Below are 19,240 nucleotides of genomic sequence, written 5' to 3' on the forward strand. Positions count from 1 at the left end.
ACTCCTCAGCATCGCCCCGAGCGGGGCCGGACCCGCGCGGCGTCGGCCCCGTCGGGCTCGCGCGTGAGGAGTTGCTGCACGCCATGAAGCTGGTACCCGTCCTCGGTGACGATCCGCGCGAGATCCTGCGGGGCCTGCGCGGTGCCCTCCACGGCGCGGGTCCCGCGCTGGGGCTGGGACTCGTGAGCGGTCTTCCGGGCGAGGTGCGCGCGGGGACCGCCGTGGTGGTCACCACCTCCGGCTCGACCGGCGTGCCCAAGAGCGTGGTGCTCAGCCGCGACGCCCTCACGGCGAGCGCGCTCGCGACGGCCGACCGCATCGGCGACGGCGCGTGGCTGCTGGCGCTCCCTGCGGGGTACGTCGCGGGTCTCCAGGTGCTCGTGCGCTCGCTGGTCGCCGACCGCGAGCCGGCGATCCTCTCGGGCGCGTTCACGCCGCAGGCATTCGCGGCAACGGCGCTCATGATGGTGTCGACCGATCGGGGCGAACGAGTCCCCACTTACACGTCCCTCGTGCCCGCGCAGCTGTCCAAGCTGCTCGACGCGGCGGAGCACGACCCCGCGGTGCTCGCCGCGCTGCGCTCGTTCGAGACCATCCTCATCGGCGGCCAGGCGCTGCCGGCCGCGACCCTCGAACGCGCCGACGCGATCGGCGCGCGCATCGTGCGCACCTACGGGTCCACCGAGACCAGCGGCGGCTGCGTCTACGACGGCGTGCCGCTGCGCGGCGTCGGCCTGCGGATCGAGCGCGGCGAGGTCCAGGTGTCAGGCCCCACGCTCGCCGACGGCTACCTCGGTGCGCAGGAGCTGACGGCCGCGGCCTTCCTCCGCGAACGCGACGGCACCCGGTGGTACCGCACCGGCGACGCCGGGCTGCTCGAGGACGGCGTGCTGCGCGTGCGCGGCCGCATCGACAACGTCATCGTGTCCGGCGGCGTCAACGTGTCGCTCGACCGCGTGGAGCGGATCGTCCGCGGCATCCCGGGCCTTGCCGGTGCGGTCGTGGTCGGGGTTCCGGACGACCGCTGGGGCGAGGCATCCGTCGTCGTGGCCTCGCGCGGCGAGGTGCTCCGTCGCAGCGAAGCCGTCCAGCTCGAGGAGGCCCGCGCCGCGGTGCAGGCCGAGATCGGCCCGCACGCGCGGCCGTCGCGCCTCGTGCTGGTCGACGAGCTGGCCCTGCTGCCGTCGGGCAAGCCCGACCGCGAGGCCATCCGGCGCGCCGTCCTCGCGCTGCACTGACCGCCGACCGGCCGCCCGTCACGACCGGGTGGCACCGGGCCCGGCCGACGGCGGGTAGGGGCCGGTCTGCACGACGCAGAACCGGTTGCCCTCGGTGTCTTCGAGGACGATCCAGTCCGCGTCCTCCGGGTAGTCGTCCCAGTCGACCTCGCGCGCCCCGAGGCCGAGCAGCCGCTCGACCTCCGCCGCCTGATCCTCGGCGTACAGGTCGAGGTGGATGCGCGGGGGATAGTGCTGCGGGTAGCCCGTCACCGACAGCGCGAGACTCGCCCCCGGGGCCGCCCAGTGCTCCTTGCCGGGCGGGTCGAGCACCACCCAGTCGTCGCTCGGCTCCCGGCGGTTCACGTACCCGAGCGCGGCCCGCCAGAAGTCGCCCGCGCGTCCGATGTCCTCCACGGTCAGGACGGTCGATCCGATGCTCAGCATGGCCCCATCCTGCGTGCTGCGCCGCGCCCATGCGAGGGGGTGGCGCACAGGGGCCCGGGCCGGGGGCGCCTATGATGTGCATTCGTGGCAGGAACCCCCAGCAAGAAGCGCAGCACCGCCGGTCGGAAGAAGCAGCACCCGCGCGGCAACCCGCAGAAGGCGCACGTGTCGCGCGCCCCCGACCGCGTGCAGCCGGCGACCGCGGCCGACTGGATCGGCGCGGCGCGCCTGCGCACCCTGCCGCTCGCCGTGACGCCGATCCTCATCGGCACGGGCGCGGCGATCCTCGTCACCGATGTCTTCCACTGGGTCATCGCCCTGTTCTGCCTCATCGTGTCGGTGTCGCTGCAGATCGGCGTCAACTACGCCAACGACTACAGCGACGGCATCCGCGGCACCGACGATCACCGCGTCGGACCCGTGCGCCTCACGGCGAGCCGCAAGGCGAAGCCGCGCACCGTGCTGCTGGTGGCGCTGGCGTTCTTCGCGATCGCCGCGATCGCCGGTCTCGCCATCACGATCCGCACGCAGCAGTGGTGGCTCATCGCCGTCGGCGCGGTGTGCATCGTCGCCGCGTGGCTCTACACCGGCGGCAAGCGGCCCTACGGGTACTACGGCCTCGGCGAGGTCTTCGTGTTCGTGTTCTTCGGCCTGGTCGCCACGCTCGGCACCACCTGGGTGCAGGCGCTCGCGCTGCCCCAGGAGGCGTGGTTCGGAGCGGTCGGCGCGGGCCTCATCGCCTGCGCCGTGCTGCTGGCGAACAACCTGCGCGACATCGACCAGGACCGCGCCGCCGGCAAGCGCACCCTCACGGTGCTCATCGGGCGCACCGCGACGCGGTGGCTCTTCTCGATGTTCGTCCTCGTGCCCTTCGCGATCGCGGCATTCCTCGCGTGGATCGGCTACCCGATCGCGTGGCTGACGCTGCTCGCGCTGCTCGCGGCGCTGCCCGCGATCCTCATCGTGTGGACCTACCGGATCCCGCGGGAGCTCGTCGTCGCGCTGGGACTGACGTCGCTCACCTCGGTGGCCTACGGCGCGTCCCTGATGTGGGCCTTCATCGGCTGACCCCTCCGTCGCCCGGCGGGAAGCGAGTCAGGACCGGGAGTCCGGCCGCTCCGCCTCGTGCGGGGCGGGAGCCGCGGGCGCGGAGGGCGACGCTGCGGCATCGGCCGCGGCATCCTCGGCGTCCTCGTCGCTCACAGCGGTGCGCGCCTCGGTGCGGCGTGCGGCGAGCCCCGACGTCGCGTCCTCGAGCGGCTTGCGCAGGAACAGCAGCGACAGGCTCAGCCCGATGAGGGCGGCGAAGATCGCTGCGAGCCAGTAGTACGTCTGCATGACCGGGAACAGCATGAGGATGCCGAACGGCACGAGGAACGCCAGCAGCCGCAGCACCGAGTAGACGATGGCCGAGCGCGCTTTCACCCGTCCATCCTACGTTTCACCGCGACCGGGGCTCGGGCGACGGTTAAGTCACGGACGGATCGCGAACCGCCCGCGCCGGGCCATGCCCGCCTAGGATGGGGATATGCCTCGGGTGCTGCTGATTCTGGCCCTGGTGGCGACCGCGTTCTGGGTCTTCACCATCGTCGATTGCGCAGTGCAGCCCCCGACCCGGCACCGCGGCGTCAGCAAGCCCGTCTGGCTCCTCATCGTCGTGCTGCTGCCGGTCCTCGGCGGCATCCTCTGGCTCATCGTCGGCCGCGCGCGCGGCTCGTCCGCCGCCGCCCGCCGGGCACCCGACGACGACCCCGAGTTCCTCGGCCGCATCGGCACCATCAGCGACCAGGACGAGCGCATCCGCCGTCTCGAGGAGGAGCTCGCCCAGCTCGACGCCGAGGACGACGACCCGCGCTTCAACCCGCCGGCCGCCCCCTCGGCATCCGACGAGGCGCCCGCGCCGGGCACCGCGGCGGCGGGAGGCACGGCCGCCCCCGGCATCCCGCCCGCGAAGCCGCCGATCCGCCCCGCGGACGGCGACGACGACGCCCGCGGTCAGCGCGGGATCATCGGCTGACGTGAGCACAGTCCACAGCGCCGCCGGCGCACCCTCCGGCGGTGCGCCCGCGACGGACGCCGCCGCCGCGCTGCTGTGCCGGCTCGTGGAGCTCGGCGTCCGTCACGTCGTGCTCAGCCCCGGGTCGCGCTCGCAGGCACTCGCCCTCGTCGCCGCCGAGCTGGAGCGACGCGGCTCGATCGCGCTTCACGTGCGGATCGACGAGCGCGTCGCAGGATTCACCGCCCTCGGCATCGCACGGGAGACCCGGATGCCGGCGGCCGTCGTGTGCACGTCGGGCACGGCCGTGTCGAACCTGCTGCCGGCGGCGCTCGAGGCCCACCACGCCGGGGTGCCGCTGCTGCTCCTCACCGCCGACCGCCCGCCGGAGCTGCGCGGTGTCGGCGCGAACCAGACCACCCGTCAGCCGGGGATGTTCGCTCCGACGGTCCGGTTCGAAGCCGACGTCCCCGTCCCCGAGGCGACCGATCCCGACGGCGACACCGAGCAGAGCGCGATGCTGCGCGCCGTCGCCGAGGAGGCCGTCGCGGCCGCACTCGGCGCCGGGACCCGGTCGCCCGGTCCGGTCCACCTGAACCTTCCCTACCGCGAGCCGCTCGCGGGCGTCCTCCCGGCCTGGCTGGGCGTCCCGGCGGCAGAGCTCCAGGCGACGGTCGTGGGGCACCCGGACGGCCCGCCGGTGGCGGCCGACCCGGAGGACGAGGCATCCGGCGCGCTCTACCAGGGCGGCGGCGGGATCGGCGAGTCCGACGTCCCCACCGAGCCCGAGGGCGCGCCCCACGTGCTGGAGCGCGGACCCCGCACGGTGGTGATCGCGGGCGCAGACGCCGGCCCCGACGCCGAAGAGCTCGCCCACGTCGGGGGCTGGCCGCTCATCGCCGAGATCGTGAGCGGCGCGCGCTACGGACGGCACCTCGTGCATGGCTACCGGGCGCTGCTGCGCGACCCCGAGCTCGGCGGGCGCGTGGAGCGGGCGGTCGTCCTCGGCCACCCCACACTCAGCCGCGAGGCGGCCGCGCTGCTCTCCGACCCCGACATCGAGGTCGTCGCGGTCCGCGGGCCCGGCGAGCCGCTCAACCTCAACGGCTCGACCCTCGCCGCGGATCGCATCGCCGTGGCGACCGGCGACCCCGATCGCGCGTGGCTCGGCGCGTGGATGCACGCCTCGCGCGAGGCATCCGTCGATCTCACTCCGCCCGCGCCCGATGCCGACGGCCTGTCGTCGGCGGTGCCCGGAGAGCGCCTCGGGGCCATCGCCGCCGAGCTGTCGGTCATCCGGGCTCGGATCGACCGTGCCGGGCTCGTCGACGCGGTGTGGCGCGCCACCTGGCCCCACGACCGCCTGGTCTTCGGCTCGTCGCGTCTCGTGCGAGTGGCCGATCAGGTGCTGCCGGGCAAGAAGGTCCCGGTGCATGCGAACCGCGGGCTCGCCGGGATCGACGGGACGGTCGCGACGGCGACGGGGATCGCGGTGGCGAGCCAGGCCGGCGGCGGACCCGGCGTCACCCGGGTGCTGCTCGGCGACCTCGCCCTCCTGCACGACGTCGGGGCGCTGCTGCTGCCGCCGCAGGAGCAGGAGCCGCGGATCCAGGTCATCGTGGGCAACGACGGCGGCGGCACGATCTTCGACGGACTGGAGGTCGCGTCGGTCGCCGGCCGCGAGGTAATGGATCGCGTCCTCTTCACGCCGCACGCGGTGCGCCTCGAGGAGCTCGCCGCGGCGTACGGCTGGGACTACCGGCGGGTCACGACCCGCTCCGCACTCGATCAGGCGCTCACCTCGCCCGTCGGCGGGCGCCAGCTCATCGAGGTCCCCCTCGACCGCTGAGCCTCGGCGTCGCCCGTCGGCCGATCCTGGCCGTCGCAGGCTCCGGCACGCCATGATGGCTCCATGATCGCGTCGAGTCAGAAGCACTGGAGCGGCGACGTCGCCGATCTCCTCAAGGTGGGGGAGGGCTTCGTCCTCGCCGACGTCGACACCCGCGCCACGCCCGGGTACGGCGAAGACAAGGATCAAGCCGCCGAGGATCTCGCCGCCGGAGCGGCCGAGCTCGACGAGTACCAGGAGCGCCTGTACGCCCGCAGCCGCGTCGACGCGACGGACGCGGCCGTCCTGCTGGTGCTGCAGGCGATGGACTCCGCCGGGAAGGGCGGCGTCATCCGCCACGTGGTCGGCTCCGTCGACCCCCAGGGCGTCGACCTCGCCGCGTTCAAGAAGCCCACGCCCGAAGAGCTCGAGCACGACTTCCTCTGGCGGATCGAGAAGCGGCTGCCGGAATCGGGCATGATCGGGGTGTTCGACCGCTCGCACTACGAGGACGTCCTGATCGGCCGCGTGCGATCGCTGGCGCCGCTGGACGAGATCGAGCGCCGGTACGACGCGATCAACGAGTTCGAGAAGCGGATCGCCGACAGCGGCACCCGCATCGTCAAGGTGATGCTGCACATCTCGCACGACGAGCAGCGGGACCGGCTCATGGAGCGCCTCGAGCGGCCCGACAAGCACTGGAAGTACAACCCGGGCGACGTCGACGAGCGGGCGCTGTGGCCCAAGTACATGGCCGCCTACCAGACGGTCTTCGAGCGGACGTCGACCGACCACGCGCCCTGGTACGTGGTGCCGGCGGACCGCAAGTGGTACGCGCGGCTGGCCGTGCAGCACCTGCTGCTGGAGGCCCTCGAGGACATCGACCCGCAGTGGCCGACGGCCACGTTCGACGTCGAGGAGGAGAAGAAGCGGCTCGCCGCAAGCTGAGCGGCACGACGGCATCGCGCCCCAGGGCGGCGCGGGCGCGCGGCGCGGAGTCGCGGCGGACGGCGCATAGCCTGGTGCGGTGACAGACACCGACCCCGTGCGCGCCATCGCCGACGCCTACGTCCGGGAGCTCGCCGGCCACGAGCCCGACGCCGCCCTCGCGGTCGGGCTCGAGGGTCCGGCGCTGCCCGACCTCGGTCCCGAGTGGCTGCAGCGCAGGCACGAGCTCCAGCGCGAGACGCTGGCGGCCCTCGACGCGGCGCCCGCCGGCGACGAGGTGCTGCGCGCGGCGCTGCGCGAGCGGCTCGAACGCGAGCGACTGCTCTTCGACTCGGGCTTCACCCCGCGGCTCGTCGCGGGCCTGGCCACCCCGGTGCACCTCGTGCGCTACGCAGTGGAAGGCCTGACGGTGACACCGGATGCCGCAGGCGAGGCCCTGCTGCGCCGGCTCGAGGCTGCCCCGCTCGCCGTGCGCCGGTACATCGCCGCGCTGCGGTGGTCACGCGACGAGGCAGCGCGCTTCGCCGGCCCGGGGGTCGCGCCGGTCCGCCAGCTCGACACCCTCGCGGACCAGGTGCAGATATGGATCGACCGAGACTGGTTCGGCGCCGTTCCGATTGCCGAGGGCACGGATGCCGCAGCCGCCGCGCGCGTGCGCAGCGCTGCCGACGAGACCGGGGCCGCGCTCGGCGAGCTCGTGACCCTGCTCCGGGACGAGCTGCGCCCCGCGGCGCCGGTGGAGGACGGCGTCGGCGAGCGGCTCTATCCCGATCTCGCCGCCGGGATGCTCGGGGCGCGCATCGACGTCGCCGAGACCTATGCCTACGGCTGGTCGGAGCTGGAGCGCCTCGTCGCCGAGGCCCGTTCGCTGGCCCTCCGGCTCGGGGGCACCGGCGACGATCCGGTGCGGGCCGCGGCCGCCCTGCTCGACGGCGACCCTCGCCGCCGGCTGGAGGGCACGGCGTCGATCCGGGCCTGGCTCGCCGCCCGCGTCGACGAGACCATCGATGCGATCGCACCGGCGTTCGATCTGCCGGCCGCGGTGCGGGAGGTGGAGTGCCTGGTCTCGGAGGCCGCCTCCGGCGTCGTGTACTACACCCCGGGCGCCCCGGACGGCTCGACTCCCGGGCGCGTGGTGTGGACGATCCCGAGCGGCGTGCCCGTCGTGTCGAGCTGGCAGGAGGTCACGAGCGTCCACCACGAGGGCGTCCCGGGGCACCATCTGCAGTTCGTGCTGACGGCGTCGTATCCGGACCTGCATCCGTGGCAGCGCCATCTCTGCCACGTGCACGGCTACGCCGAGGGCTGGGCCCACTACGCCGAGCAGCTGGCCGACGAGCTGGGGCTCATCCGGGATGACGCCGAGCGACTGGGCCTTCTCCTCGGGCAGATCTGGAGAGCGGTCCGGATCGTCGCCGACATCGGGCTCCATACCGGGCGCCCGGTTCCTCCGAATGCGCTGGTGGCCGATCGGGAGTGGACGCCCGCGCTGGCGCGACGCATGCTGATCGACCTCGCGCTCGTGGAACCGGCGCTGGCCGGATTCGAGGTGGACCGCTACCTCGGCTGGCCGGGTCAGGCCCTCGCGTTCAAGGTGGGGGCGCGACTGTGGGCTGAGGCTCGCGCGGCTCGACAGGAGCAGCTCGGCGCCGCCTTCTCGCTCCGGGACTTCCATCGCGACGCGCTGGCGCTGGGTCCGATGGGGCTCGATCCGCTGCGACGGCTCATCGCGCGGTGAAGCGCGGCTTCTCGCTCCGGCCCCTTCGGGAGGGGCGGCCCCGTCATGCCAGCGCGTCGACGATCGGACGGAACTTGACCCGCGTCTCGAGCAGCTCGGCGTCCGGGTCGCTCTGGGCGACGATCCCGGCGCCGGCGTGGGCGACGACGGGGATCGTGCCGCCCTGCGCGGGGGCGTCCGAGCGCGGGCCGATCTGCGCGCAGCGCAGCGCGATCGCCCACTCGCCGTTGCCCTCCCCATCGATCCACCCGACGGGGCCGGCATAGCGCCTGCGGTCGAACGGCTCGAGCCGGCGGATGAGCTCCACCGCGGCATCCGTCGGCGTCCCCGCCACCGCGGCGGTGGGGTGGAGCGCCGCCACGAGGTCGAGCGACGAGGCGTGGTCGGCGAGGTCGCCCGCGACGTCCGTGGCCAGGTGCCACAGGTTGGGCAGCTTCAGCGTGAACGGCTCGGGATCCGCGCGCAGGTCGCGGACGTGGGGGCCGAGCGTGTCCAGCACGCTCTGCACCGCGTAGCGATGCTCTTCGAGGTCCTTCGCGCTGTGCGAGAGCGAAGCGGATGCCTCGGTGTCGCGGTGCGCGTCCGTGCCGCGCGGAATCGTCCCGGCGAGCACCCGGGCCGTGACCACTCCGCGTGACGCCGTCACGAGCGTCTCGGGGCTCGCGCCGATCAGGCCGTCGACGGCGAACGTCCACGTGTCGGGATAGTCGTCGGCGAGGGCGCGGACGAGGCGCCGCAGATCGGTGCCGCCGGGAATGGTGCCGACGAGGTCGCGGGCGAGCACCACCTTCTCGAGGCCGCCCGTGCGGATCGCCTCGACCGCCCGGCGCACGGTGGCCTGGTAGCCCTCGGGATCGAGCGTGCCGGGGCCGAGGGTCGCCGACCAGTACGGGCCGTAGGCGGTGGGCTCCACGGGCAGGGGGTCGTGCGGCGACGCGTCGTCGCGGCGGATCCGGGTGATCCAGGACCGGCCGCGATGACGGCCGACGATCGCCTCCGGGACGATCAGCCGGCTGGTTCCGCTCGAGCGCTCGTCGAAGACGAGGGTTCCGAAGGCGACGAGCCCCGTGCCGGGCAGGCGCAGCGGGTCGTCCACGTGCGCGGCGGCCGCGATGGCCCGCCAGGTGTCGGCGGGGCTCTCGGATCGCGACGCGTCCCGCGCGTCGGCCGGCCCGCTCTCGTAGCCGCCCAGGTCGCCGATCCCGACGATGCCGTCGCCCCGACGAAGCCAGGCGAGGGGCGCAGAGGGCGACGTGTAGGCGAGGAGGTCGTCGACCGGGTCGATCTCGCGCGTCTCGACCACCAGCGCCAGCGGGCGGTGCGAAGATGTCACCCCTCCAGCCTAGACTCGCGAGGTGACCGAGGACGCCGCACCGCCCCCCGCCGCACGGCCCCCCGCCGCAGGCCCCGCAGAGCGCCCGGATCCCGGGACGCGGTTGTGGTTCCGCTGGCGCAAGTGGGACGGCTCGCCCCACTGGCTGCACGAGTGCGTGTACCTCGGCAGCGACCGCTGGGGGGAGTGGTTCGGGCAGCACGCGGGCGACCGCAGCTCGCGTCCGGGGCGCGACATGGTCGCCGAGAACGACAACGTGACGCTCGTCCCGCCCAGCGGCGAGTACGCCTTCACGCACAACGCGGCACCGCACCGCACGCGCGTGTACATCGACCTCGCGTGGGACGTGCGGTGGAGCGCCGGTGAGCCGACGGGCATCGACATGGACCTCGACGTCGTGCGTCGCATGCCCGACGCGCCGTACATCGACCGCGAGGGGGTGCTGCGGCAGCCCGGCGACGTCTACATCGAGGACCGTGACGAATGGGACGAGCACCGCATCACGTACGGCTACCCCGCTGACGTCGTCGAGCGGCTGGAGGCGGTGGCACTCGACCTCGAGCGGCGCGTCCGCGCGGACGAGGCGCCGTTCGACGATGCGACCGCGGCGCACTGGCTCGGACGCCTCGCCGCCTTCGGCCGCGCATCCTGACGGCGACGGCGCGTCGGCGCCCGCGCCGGCCGTCGAGGCGCCGTCCCGCTGCCACCCGAGCACGCGGCATAGACTCGGACCCGTGGCATCCGACCCGTCCGATCACGAGCCGAACCGCGCCGACCTCCACAAGGACCCGTCGCGCGTGAGCGGCATGTTCGACCAGGTCGCCGCGGGGTACGACCGCACCAACACCGTGCTCAGCATGGGCAACGACCGTCTGTGGCGCGCCGCGACCACGCGGGCGGTCGCACCGCGGCAGGGGGAGCGGATCCTCGATCTTGCCGCCGGCACCGGGGCATCCAGCGTCGCGCTGGCCGGCCGCGGCGCCGACGTCGTCGCGGCGGACTTCTCCCCGGGCATGATCGCCGAGGGCCGGCGTCGGCACGGTGGCATCCGGAACCTCTCGTTCGTCCAGGCGGACGCGACCGACCTGCCCTTCGGCGACGACGAGTTCGACGCCGTGACGATGTCGTTCGGGCTGCGCAACGTGAACGAGCCGAAGAAGGCGCTGCGCGAGCTGCTGCGGGTGACCAGGCCCGGGGGGCGCCTCGTGATCTGCGAGTTCTCGCACCCGCCGTCGAAGGCGTTCAACGGCCTCTACCGCTTCTACAACGACCGGGTGCTGCCGGTGGTCGCCAAGACCGTCAGCTCGAACGCCGACGCGTACGACTACCTCAACGAGTCGATCCGCGACTGGCCCGATCAGAGGACCCTCTCGGCGTGGATCCGCGAGGCCGGCTGGACCGGCGTCGCGTACCGCAACCTGTCGATGGGCATCGTGGCGCTGCATCGCGCCACCAAGCCGCGGAGCCGGTGAGCGGGCGGAGGCCCGCGCGAGCCGAGCCCGAACGCACCCCCGGTAGGCTGGGCGTGTGACACCGACCGCGCCGGGCTCGCGCATCGCGGGCAAGCTGGGCCTGACCGACCGCGTCTTCGCGGGCGCGCGCTCGCGCACCCTGCTCAAGACGGTGGAGGCGGGCCTGAAGCGCGTCGACAGCGCCCTCGAGCGGGAGCTCCGCGTCACCGACGCGCTCGCCGATGCGACGAGCCGCTACCTCTACGACGCCGGCGGCAAGCGGGTGCGCCCGATGCTCGCCCTGCTGACCGCCCAGCTCGGCGACGGGGCCACCGACGAAGTGATCGAGTCGGCCACCGCGCTGGAGATGACCCACCTGGGCTCGCTGTACCACGACGACGTGATGGATGCCGCGGACAAGCGCCGTGGCGTGCCGAGCGCGCACGCGGTGTGGGGCAACAGCGTGGCCATCCTCACCGGCGACCTGCTCTTCTCCCGCGCGAGCCAGATCATGGCTCGTCACGGCGACCGCGCCATCCGGCTGCAGGCCGACACGTTCGAGCGGCTCGTCCTCGGGCAGATGCACGAGACCGTCGGGCCGGCCGAGACCGACGATCGCGTCGAGTTCTATCTTCAGGTGCTGTCCGACAAGACCGGCTCGCTCATCGCCGCCGCAGCCCAGTCGGGCATCATCTTCTCCAACGGCCCCGAGGAGTTCGAGCAGCCGATGATGACGTTCGGCGAGAAGGCCGGCGTCGCCTTCCAGCTGCTGGACGACGTCATCGACCTCTCCGCCGACCCCGATGAGACCGGCAAGGTCCCCGGCACCGACCTGCGTGCCGGCGTGCCGACCATGCCCTATCTGGTGCTCGGACAGCGGACGGATGCCGGCTCGGTCGCACTGCGCGAGCGCATCGACGGGGGCGTCGCCCGCATCGCCGACGGCGCCGACCCGTCGCTCCTGGACGAGCCGCTCGCGCAGCTGCGCGAGCACGAGGCGACCGACGCGACACTGGACCTCGCGCACGCGTGGTCGCAGCAGGCCATCGACGCCCTCGCGCCGCTGCCCGACGGCGCGGTGCGCGAGGCCCTGACCCGATTCGCCCAGGCCGTCGCGGATCGCTCCAGTTAGCATCCCCGGTCCCTGAGCACGTCGAGGGGTCGGGCCCCGAGCCCTTCGACACGCTCAGGCGAAGGCCGCACGCGAAGCCGCTCCTCCCCGAAAGGACCACCATGACCAAGCTCCGGCTGGCGATCGTCGGCGCAGGCCCGGCGGGCATCTACGCCGCTGACATCCTGCTGAAGGCCGAGCGCAAGTTCGACGTGTCGATCGACCTGTTCGAGCAGCTCCCGGCGCCCTACGGCCTGGTCCGCTACGGTGTCGCGCCCGACCACCCGCGCATCAAGGGCATCATCACGGCCCTGCGCGAGGTGCTCGACAGCGGCGACATCCGCATCTTCGGCAACGTCCGCTTCGGCGAGGACATCACCCTCGAAGACCTCAAGCGCCATTACAACGCGGTCATCTTCGCCACCGGCGCGATCCGCGACACCGACCTCGACATCCCCGGCATGGACGCCCTTGGCTCGTACGGCGCCGCGGACTTCGTGAGCTGGTTCGACGGGCACCCCGACGTGCCGCGGGAGTGGCCGCTGGATGCGGCATCCGTCGCCGTCATCGGCAACGGCAACGTGGCGCTCGACATCTCGCGCATGCTCGCCAAGCACGCGGACGACCTCCTGCCGACCGAGATCCCCGACAACGTGTACGAAGGCCTCAAGGCCTCGCCGGTCACCGACGTCCACGTCTTCGGCCGGCGCGGCCCGGCGAACGTGAAGTTCACCCCGCTGGAGCTGCGAGAGCTCGGCGAACTGCGCGACGTCGACATGGTGGTCTACGACGAGGACTTCGACTACGACGAGGCGTCGCGCGCAGCCATCGCCAGCAACAAGCAGGTCATGGTCATCGACCGCGTGCTGCAGTCGTGGCGCAAGCGGGATTCGGTGAACAACGCCGGCGGCACGGCATCCCGTCGCCTGCATCTGCACTTCTACGCCAAGCCGATCGAGGTGAAGACGGATGCCGAGGGCCGCGTCGCCGCCCTCGTCTACGAGCGCACGCGGCCCGACGGTGAGGGCGGCGTCGTCGGCACGGGCGAGCTGCGCGAGGTGCCGATCCAGGCCATCTATCGCGCTGTCGGGTACTTCGGCTCGCCCCTGCCGGGCGTGCCGTTCGACAAGAAGCACGGCGTGATCCCCAACCGCGAGGGCCAGGTGCTCAGCAAGGACTCGAACCAGCGCGTGAACGGCGTGTACGCCACCGGCTGGATCAAGCGCGGGCCGGTGGGTCTCATCGGTCACACGAAGTCCGACGCCATGGAGACCATCCGCCATCTGATCAACGATCAGGGCACCTGGTGGCAGCCGGCCGACCCGTCCGAGGAGGCGATCCCCGAGCTGCTGGCCTCACGCGGCGTGAAGTGGACCGACCTCGAGGGCTGGCACCGCCTGGACGAGCACGAGATGGCGCTCGGCGCGCCGCACGAGCGTGCCCGCGTCAAGGTCGTGCCGCGCGACGAGATGGTGACGATCTCCCGCGGGGAGTGACCGCCGCCCCCTAGGCTGAGGCCATGGCCGGGCCGTCCGCCGCGTGGAGCCCCGACGTCCTCGGGAAGCCGTTCGAGCAGCTGACGCTGCCGCTGGATGCCTCCGGCGTCGACGGCGAGCTGCTGGCGACGCTCGTGCGCTGCCTTCCGAACAGTCTCGCCACGCTGTTCGCGCCGCTGCGCGGCGTCGACGTGCTCTACGTGCACGGGTGGTCGGACTACTTCTTCCAGCGGGAGCTCGCGCACTTCTGGACCACGCGGGGAGCGCGCTTCTACGCGCTCGACCTGCGGCGCTACGGACGCAGCCTGCGAGACGGGGAGGCGCCGGGCTACATCGACTCCCTCGAGGACTACGACCTCGACATCGCCGCGGCGCTGGAGGCGATGGGACACGGCACGGGAGCGGATGCCGCGCCTCGGCGCCGCCTCGTGCTGCTCGGCCACTCGACGGGCGGCCTCACGCTGACTCTGTGGGCGGCGCGGCACCCGGGACGGGCCGACGCCGTCGTGCTCAACAGCCCGTGGCTCGAGCTGCAGCTGGGCGCGCTCGGTCGCCAGGCGCTGGCGCCGCTGGTCGACATCCGCGCCCGCCTCGACCCGCGCGGCGCGCAGCCCGCCGTCGACCTGGGGTTCTACACCCGCGCGCAGCAGGAGATCGGCTCGCTGCCGGCTGACGAGGTGCGGGCGCGGTGGCGGCCGGACCGGGGGTTCCCGACCGCACCGGGCTGGCTCTCGGCCGTCATGGACGGGCATCGTCGCATCGCGGCGGGAGTGGACGTGGGATGCCCGGCGATGGTGCTGCTCTCGACGCACTCCACCGTGCCGCTGTCATGGCGGGAGTCGATGACGTCGACGGATTCGGTGCTGGTCGTCGACGACATCGCTCGCGCCGCGACCCGCATCGGGGGTATCGTGACGATCGCGCGGATCGAGGGAGCCATCCACGACGTGTTCCTCTCCAGACCCGGTCCCCGGGCCGCGGCTTATCAGGCGCTCGACCGGTGGCTGCGGGGGTATGTCGCGTCCGACGGCTGATGTCCCCCGAAGAGGGGACATCGGACCCCTTGCCGGACGGGTTAACATATAGGGGAGATGTCCCCAGCATCTCAGGGAAGGCCCTCCCCAAGAATCCTTCCCATCCCGTCGTCGGGCGCCGCTAACCGGGGGGTTGGTGAGCGAGAGCAGACGACGACAGGCCCCGGGTGTCCCCAGCACCCGGGGCCTTTTACGTGTCCCGCTGCGTCGGCGTCTCAGTCCGCCCGGCGAGTCAGCGCCCGCATGATGAGCAGGTAGGTCGTCAGCGACAGCACGAACCCGAGCAGGTAGACGGTCATCTCCTGCGCGAGGAACGTGCTGTAGTCCAGCGCGCCGTCCGTGACGGCGGGGTTCGCCTGGCCGACGAAGTACGCGACGGTCTGCCCGGCGGCGTAGACCGCGAGCAGCGCCAGCACGGCCAGCAGCGCGAGCCAGATGCGGCTGCGCCACACGGCACCGACGGCCGCCATGGCGGCCGCCGAGGTCCAGTCGGGCGCCTCCGGGTCGAGCCATCCATTGACCTTCGGGACCAGGATGATCGCGGCGATGAACGCCGCGTTGAGGAGCGTGCTGCCGATGCCGACGAGCGGGACGCCCCCCGCGTCGCCCCGGACGAGATCGGGGATCAGCAGGATGGCCAGCACCGGCAGCGTCGCGACGACGGCTGACAGCAGTGCCCGGAGAAAGCGCATGGCCCCGAGTGTAGGGCGGTCGCGCCGGGATCCGCCGCGCCGCCATGGGACCTTCGCCCCGTGGCATCCCACCGCCGCCGCGCACTCTGGGAACATGACCGGATCGACCACACCCAGCGTCGCCACCCCGCCGCGGCAGCCCGGCGCGACCGCCACGATCGTCGGGATCGTGCTGCTCATCATCGGCCTCCTCGTCGCGGCAGGCGGCGGTGCCGTCCTTCTCGTCGGAGTGACGGCCGCCGGGGTCCAGGGGCTGCAGGGCCGTGACGGATTCATCTCCGCCGGCCCGATCGAGATGTCGACGGATTCGTACGCGCTCACGTCGCCCGCACGAGACGCGGTCACGGTCGACAGCGACGCGCCGGACCTCCCGTTCGATGTCGCCGTGCTGCGGATGACCGTCGAATCGGCGGACGGGCCGGTCTTCGTCGGGATCGCCGCCCAGGACGACATCGATCGATACCTCGCGGACGTCGCGCACAGCGAGGTGCGCCGGCTCGACTTCCGCTCGAACGTGCGCTACCGCGAGCACGACGGCTCGGCGCCGTCGGAGGAACCGGGCGATCTCGACATCTGGGTGTCGTCGGCGAGCGGCTCGGGGCCGCAGGAGGTGCGCTGGACGCTCACGCCCGGCGAGTGGGGGATCGTCGTCATGAACCCCGACGGCGCCCGCGGGATCGACGTGGAGATGAGCGTCGGCGCACGCAGCGACCTCATCGCCCCGGCGGCTACGGCGCTGCTCGTGCTCGGCGGCATCCTCTTGGTGGCAGGACTGACCGGCATCGTCGCCGGAGCCGTGCTCCTCGGCGTGGGGCAGCGCGGACTGCGCTCGCCCGGCCAGCCGGCGCCTGCCCAGCCACCCAGGGCACCGCAGAGCACGTCGCTCTGACCGGCTGATCTGATCAGGGCCGGGAGCACGTCGAACGGTGCATCGCAGCGCCGGGATGAAGGAGATGAGCGCAATGAGGGTACTGGTGGCGTACTCGAGCAAGTACGGCGCAACCGAGGGCATCGCGCAGCGGATCGGTGACTGCTTGCGCAAGCGGGGTCTCGCTGTCGACGTCAGCCGATGCCGAGACGTGCACGATGCCACCGGCTACGACGCGTACGTGGTCGGGTCGGCGACGTACGAGTTCAACTGGAGGAAGGACGCGCGGCGGTTCGTGAAACGCAACGCGGCTGAGCTCGCCGCGCACCCGGTGTGGCTCTTCAGCAGCGGGCCGCTCGGCACCGAGGAGGTCGACAAGGACGGCGAAGACGTGCTGAAGGGTGCCGAGCCCAAGCAGTTCGCCGACTATGAAGACCGTCTGCACCCGCGGGGGACCCAGGTCTTCCGCGGCGCCTACGATCACGACAAGGTCCGCGGCGCCGATCGCATCATCGCCTGGATGCCGGCGATCCGCGACATCCTGCCGCAGGGAGACTTCCGCGAGTGGGACGTCATCGACACGTGGGCGGCCGAGATCGCGGACGCCCTCGCGCCCACCGCCGCGCAGGCGTGACCCGGCGTCCGAGGGGAGCCTTTCCGGCGAAGCGACGGCGAAGCGCCTTTCTATTACGCCGGTTTCGCGGTCGGCGAACACAATCGTCAAGGGCACCCGGTTCAGTCGGCCGCCTGCCTGTGCCGACGCGGCGAATTCCCCGGAAATCGGGTCGCCGGGGTCGGGTCGCGGCGCGCTGAAGGACCCGGATGATACCCGCGGGACGCGACGAAGGGAACCGAGAAGCTCGGCGAGACGATGCGACCTAGCTTGAACATTCCTGAGCTCGCGGCGCCCCGGCCACGAGCCCAACGAAAGGAAGTGCAAGCCATGTTGCGCAAGACGAAGATCGCCAGCGCCGGAGTCGCCCTCGCCCTTTCAACCACACTGGGAGTGCTGCCTGCCATGGCGGCCAGCGCCGCACCCCCGACGACCGCGTCCGCCGCGGTCGTTCACCAGGCTCCCGCTGTTCCGACGTCGTTGCCGGTGACAGGTGACGGCTTCGTCGGTGAGATCAGTGACCTGACCGTCCGCACCGTGGATGGCGTGCTGCAGCTGACCGGAACGATCTCGGGAACCCTTGACGGTGTTCCGATCGCCGCCACCCCGTTCACCACGACGATCGACAACCTGCAGGCGAACGACGCGTGCACGATCCTCGACCTGGATCTCGGACCGCTGCACCTCGACCTCCTCGGCCTCGTCGTCGACCTGAACGAGGTGCAGCTCGACATCACCGCCGTTCCGGGCGCCGGCAACCTGCTCGGCAACCTGCTGTGCGCGGTCGCCGGGCTCCTGGACCGCGACGGCCCGCTGCAGGGCATCGGTGCGCTGCTGAACCGTCTTCTGACCGGCCTGGGCCTGTAACCGCTCACGCCGTTCGTACGCACGGCCGCTCCGGCCCGGGGATCTTCGCAGCCCGGGCCGGAGTCGTGCGTGGCGCCGACATGTGTCCGCCGCCACACGAGTATCTGCGAGTGAGTCAGCCCGCGTTCATCGTGACGCGGTCCTTGCCCGCCCGCTTGGCGTCGTACATCGCGGCGTCGGCGCGCACGAGCAGCTGCTGCGCGGCGGTGGACGGGTCGATTCCCGGACGGTAGAGGGATACGCCGACGCTGACCGACGCCGAGATGATCCCGTCCGGCACGGGGATGGGCAGTCGGCAGACGGTGAGGATGCGCTGCGCGATGGCTTCGGCGGCGTCGGCGTCCGCGCCGGCGCAGATGGCGACGAACTCGTCGCCGCCGATCCGCCCGACCATGTCCCCGGCGCGGACGCCGCCTCGCAGGCGCGTGGCGAGTTCGACGAGCACCATGTCGCCCGCGGCGTGGCCGAAGGCGTCGTTGATGCCCTTGAAGTCGTCGACGTCCAGGAAGAGCACGGCGAGGGGCTCGCCGGAGACGTCGGCCGCCGCGATCGCCTCGTCCAGGGTGAGTTGGAGAAGCTGCCGGTTGGCCGCACCGGTGAGCTGGTCGTGCAGGGCCAGCCGCGCGAGGGTGCGCTGCAGGCGAACCCGGAGCAGCGTCTGCGAGGCCTGTCGCCCCAGCGCCTGCTGGAGCTCGAAGAAGTGCGCATCGAAGTCGGTGCGCCGGTTGTAGAAGCAGACCAGGATCCCCAGGCGCTGCCCGTCGGCGACGAGCGGCATCACGCTGAGTGCGGCGAGACCGTTGCTCCGCATCGCAGCACTGAGTTCCGGATACCCGGCGTCGTTGTTGTGCACCACCGTCACCTCGGTGGTCTCCCTCAGCGCGTGCACGGGCGCGACTTTGCCCTCGAGCGGGTTCGTGCCGCCGCTGAGGACGAGGTGCCCGTCGTCCTGGGCGAGCAGGACCGCGGTCTCCGTCGCTGTGAACGCGTCCCGCGCGACGGCCGCGAAGGACTGGGCGACGTCTCGGTCGGTGGCGCTCACGTCGAACATCGTGGACACCTCCTGCAGGATCCGGACGCGTTGTTCGGACTGCTCCGCGGTTCTCCTGGCGGCGAGGAGGTCCTGCTCGTAGCGGACGCGTTCGGTGGCGTCGAAGAGCGCGAACCGGATGAGTCCGGCTTCGTCATCACGAACCGCGTTGACGAGCACCGGCACGGCGGCATCCGCAGGCGTGCGGAGTGTGAGCGTCACCTGTTGCACCGAGCCGTTGCGAAGGAGGACCTGACGGTAGCTGGTCTCGTAGGTGAGCGTGCTGGCCGGATCGAGGAGCGCAGTCAGTCCTGCGCCGGAGAGCTCCTGGCGGGTGCGGCCCGTCCAGGTGAGCAGGATGTCGTTCGCCTCGACGATGGAGCCTTCGAACGTCGTGGCAAGAAGTCCGCAGGGGGCCCGGTGGAACCAGTCGTTGTCTACGGTGGAGGTCATGACAGGAACCGCCCACTCTCGGAGGCGTGAACGGCGCACGCAGCGCGGGCGGGGACAGCGGGCATGCTGGGGGCCTCTCGGGGCAGGCGGGTCACAGACGGGGCGAGTCTGTGCTTAC

19 protein-coding genes are annotated in these 19,240 nt (G+C 72.4%); 14 read left to right on the forward strand and 5 right to left on the reverse strand.

Annotated elements, in window-relative coordinates:
* Positions 1-83: 83 nt before the first annotated feature.
* Positions 84-1,238 carry an AMP-binding protein gene (locus tag V6R91_RS06625; protein ID WP_336394788.1) on the forward strand — a complete coding sequence of 385 codons (1,155 nt, stop codon included), beginning with the start codon at positions 84-86 and terminating at the stop codon, positions 1,236-1,238.
* A gap of 18 nt (positions 1,239-1,256) precedes the next feature.
* Here V6R91_RS06625 and V6R91_RS06630 read toward each other — a convergent pair whose 3' ends face one another.
* Positions 1,257-1,664, reverse strand: coding sequence for a VOC family protein (locus tag V6R91_RS06630; RefSeq protein WP_336394789.1), 408 nt, complete (start codon positions 1,662-1,664; stop codon positions 1,257-1,259).
* 84 nt (positions 1,665-1,748) lie between these two features.
* On the opposite strand from V6R91_RS06630, the gene V6R91_RS06635 reads away from it, so the two are divergent.
* Positions 1,749-2,732 (forward strand): 1,4-dihydroxy-2-naphthoate polyprenyltransferase, encoded by a 984-nt coding sequence (locus V6R91_RS06635; RefSeq protein WP_336394790.1) that lies wholly within the window; start codon positions 1,749-1,751, stop codon positions 2,730-2,732.
* 27 nt (positions 2,733-2,759) lie between these two features.
* Here the strand turns inward: V6R91_RS06635 and V6R91_RS06640 are convergent, their stop codons facing one another.
* On the reverse strand, positions 2,760-3,089 hold the full coding sequence (locus tag V6R91_RS06640) for a DUF4229 domain-containing protein (protein ID WP_336394791.1): 330 nt from the start codon (positions 3,087-3,089) through the stop codon (positions 2,760-2,762).
* 103 nt (positions 3,090-3,192) lie between these two features.
* On the opposite strand from V6R91_RS06640, the gene V6R91_RS06645 reads away from it, so the two are divergent.
* From V6R91_RS06645 to V6R91_RS06660, 4 genes are all read left to right on the forward strand, one after another.
* Complete coding sequence (locus V6R91_RS06645; protein WP_336394792.1) at positions 3,193-3,681, forward strand: PLDc N-terminal domain-containing protein; 489 nt, start codon at positions 3,193-3,195, stop codon at positions 3,679-3,681.
* A 1-nt stretch (position 3,682) separates the two neighbouring features.
* Complete coding sequence (gene menD, locus V6R91_RS06650; RefSeq protein ID WP_336394793.1) at positions 3,683-5,509, forward strand: 2-succinyl-5-enolpyruvyl-6-hydroxy-3-cyclohexene-1-carboxylic-acid synthase; 1,827 nt, start codon at positions 3,683-3,685, stop codon at positions 5,507-5,509.
* A gap of 63 nt (positions 5,510-5,572) precedes the next feature.
* Entirely contained in the window at positions 5,573-6,436 is an 864-nt protein-coding gene (locus V6R91_RS06655; protein ID WP_336394794.1) for a PPK2 family polyphosphate kinase, read from the forward strand.
* A gap of 79 nt (positions 6,437-6,515) precedes the next feature.
* Positions 6,516-8,174, forward strand: a complete 1,659-nt coding sequence (locus V6R91_RS06660) for a DUF885 domain-containing protein (RefSeq protein WP_336394795.1) — start codon at positions 6,516-6,518, stop codon at positions 8,172-8,174.
* Positions 8,175-8,217: 43 nt separating this feature from the next.
* Here V6R91_RS06660 and V6R91_RS06665 read toward each other — a convergent pair whose 3' ends face one another.
* A complete protein-coding gene (locus V6R91_RS06665) occupies positions 8,218-9,507 on the reverse strand; it encodes an isochorismate synthase (protein ID WP_336394796.1) in 1,290 nt (429 codons plus the stop codon).
* A gap of 22 nt (positions 9,508-9,529) precedes the next feature.
* Between V6R91_RS06665 and V6R91_RS06670 the strand changes: the two genes are divergently transcribed.
* From V6R91_RS06670 to V6R91_RS06690, 5 genes are all read left to right on the forward strand, one after another.
* The gene (locus V6R91_RS06670; RefSeq protein ID WP_336394797.1) at positions 9,530-10,159 is read left to right on the forward strand and encodes a DUF402 domain-containing protein; all 630 of its coding nucleotides are present in this window, start codon (positions 9,530-9,532) and stop codon (positions 10,157-10,159) included.
* A gap of 82 nt (positions 10,160-10,241) precedes the next feature.
* The gene (locus tag V6R91_RS06675) at positions 10,242-10,979 is read left to right on the forward strand and encodes a demethylmenaquinone methyltransferase (RefSeq protein WP_336394798.1); all 738 of its coding nucleotides are present in this window, start codon (positions 10,242-10,244) and stop codon (positions 10,977-10,979) included.
* A 55-nt stretch (positions 10,980-11,034) separates the two neighbouring features.
* Complete coding sequence (locus tag V6R91_RS06680) at positions 11,035-12,090, forward strand: polyprenyl synthetase family protein (protein WP_336394799.1); 1,056 nt, start codon at positions 11,035-11,037, stop codon at positions 12,088-12,090.
* A gap of 101 nt (positions 12,091-12,191) precedes the next feature.
* Positions 12,192-13,565, forward strand: a complete 1,374-nt coding sequence (locus tag V6R91_RS06685) for an FAD-dependent oxidoreductase (RefSeq protein WP_336394800.1) — start codon at positions 12,192-12,194, stop codon at positions 13,563-13,565.
* Between the two features lie 23 nt (positions 13,566-13,588).
* Complete coding sequence (locus V6R91_RS06690) at positions 13,589-14,599, forward strand: alpha/beta hydrolase (protein ID WP_336394801.1); 1,011 nt, start codon at positions 13,589-13,591, stop codon at positions 14,597-14,599.
* 215 nt (positions 14,600-14,814) lie between these two features.
* Here the strand turns inward: V6R91_RS06690 and V6R91_RS06695 are convergent, their stop codons facing one another.
* Positions 14,815-15,291 (reverse strand): hypothetical protein, encoded by a 477-nt coding sequence (locus V6R91_RS06695; protein ID WP_336394802.1) that lies wholly within the window; start codon positions 15,289-15,291, stop codon positions 14,815-14,817.
* A 94-nt stretch (positions 15,292-15,385) separates the two neighbouring features.
* On the opposite strand from V6R91_RS06695, the gene V6R91_RS06700 reads away from it, so the two are divergent.
* The 3 genes from V6R91_RS06700 to V6R91_RS06710 all read left to right on the forward strand — a co-directional run bounded on the left by V6R91_RS06700 (position 15,386) and on the right by V6R91_RS06710 (position 17,639).
* Positions 15,386-16,180 carry a hypothetical protein gene (locus V6R91_RS06700; protein ID WP_336394803.1) on the forward strand — a complete coding sequence of 265 codons (795 nt, stop codon included), beginning with the start codon at positions 15,386-15,388 and terminating at the stop codon, positions 16,178-16,180.
* Positions 16,181-16,253: 73 nt separating this feature from the next.
* On the forward strand, positions 16,254-16,793 hold the full coding sequence (locus tag V6R91_RS06705) for a flavodoxin domain-containing protein (RefSeq protein WP_336394804.1): 540 nt from the start codon (positions 16,254-16,256) through the stop codon (positions 16,791-16,793).
* A gap of 249 nt (positions 16,794-17,042) precedes the next feature.
* Positions 17,043-17,639, forward strand: coding sequence for an ABC transporter substrate-binding protein (locus V6R91_RS06710; RefSeq protein WP_336394805.1), 597 nt, complete (start codon positions 17,043-17,045; stop codon positions 17,637-17,639).
* Positions 17,640-17,754: 115 nt separating this feature from the next.
* Here the strand turns inward: V6R91_RS06710 and V6R91_RS06715 are convergent, their stop codons facing one another.
* Entirely contained in the window at positions 17,755-19,122 is a 1,368-nt protein-coding gene (locus V6R91_RS06715; protein WP_336394806.1) for a diguanylate cyclase, read from the reverse strand.
* Between the last annotated feature and the right edge of the window lie 118 nt (positions 19,123-19,240).

The organism is Microbacterium sp. CCNWLW41 (genome assembly GCF_037083505.1).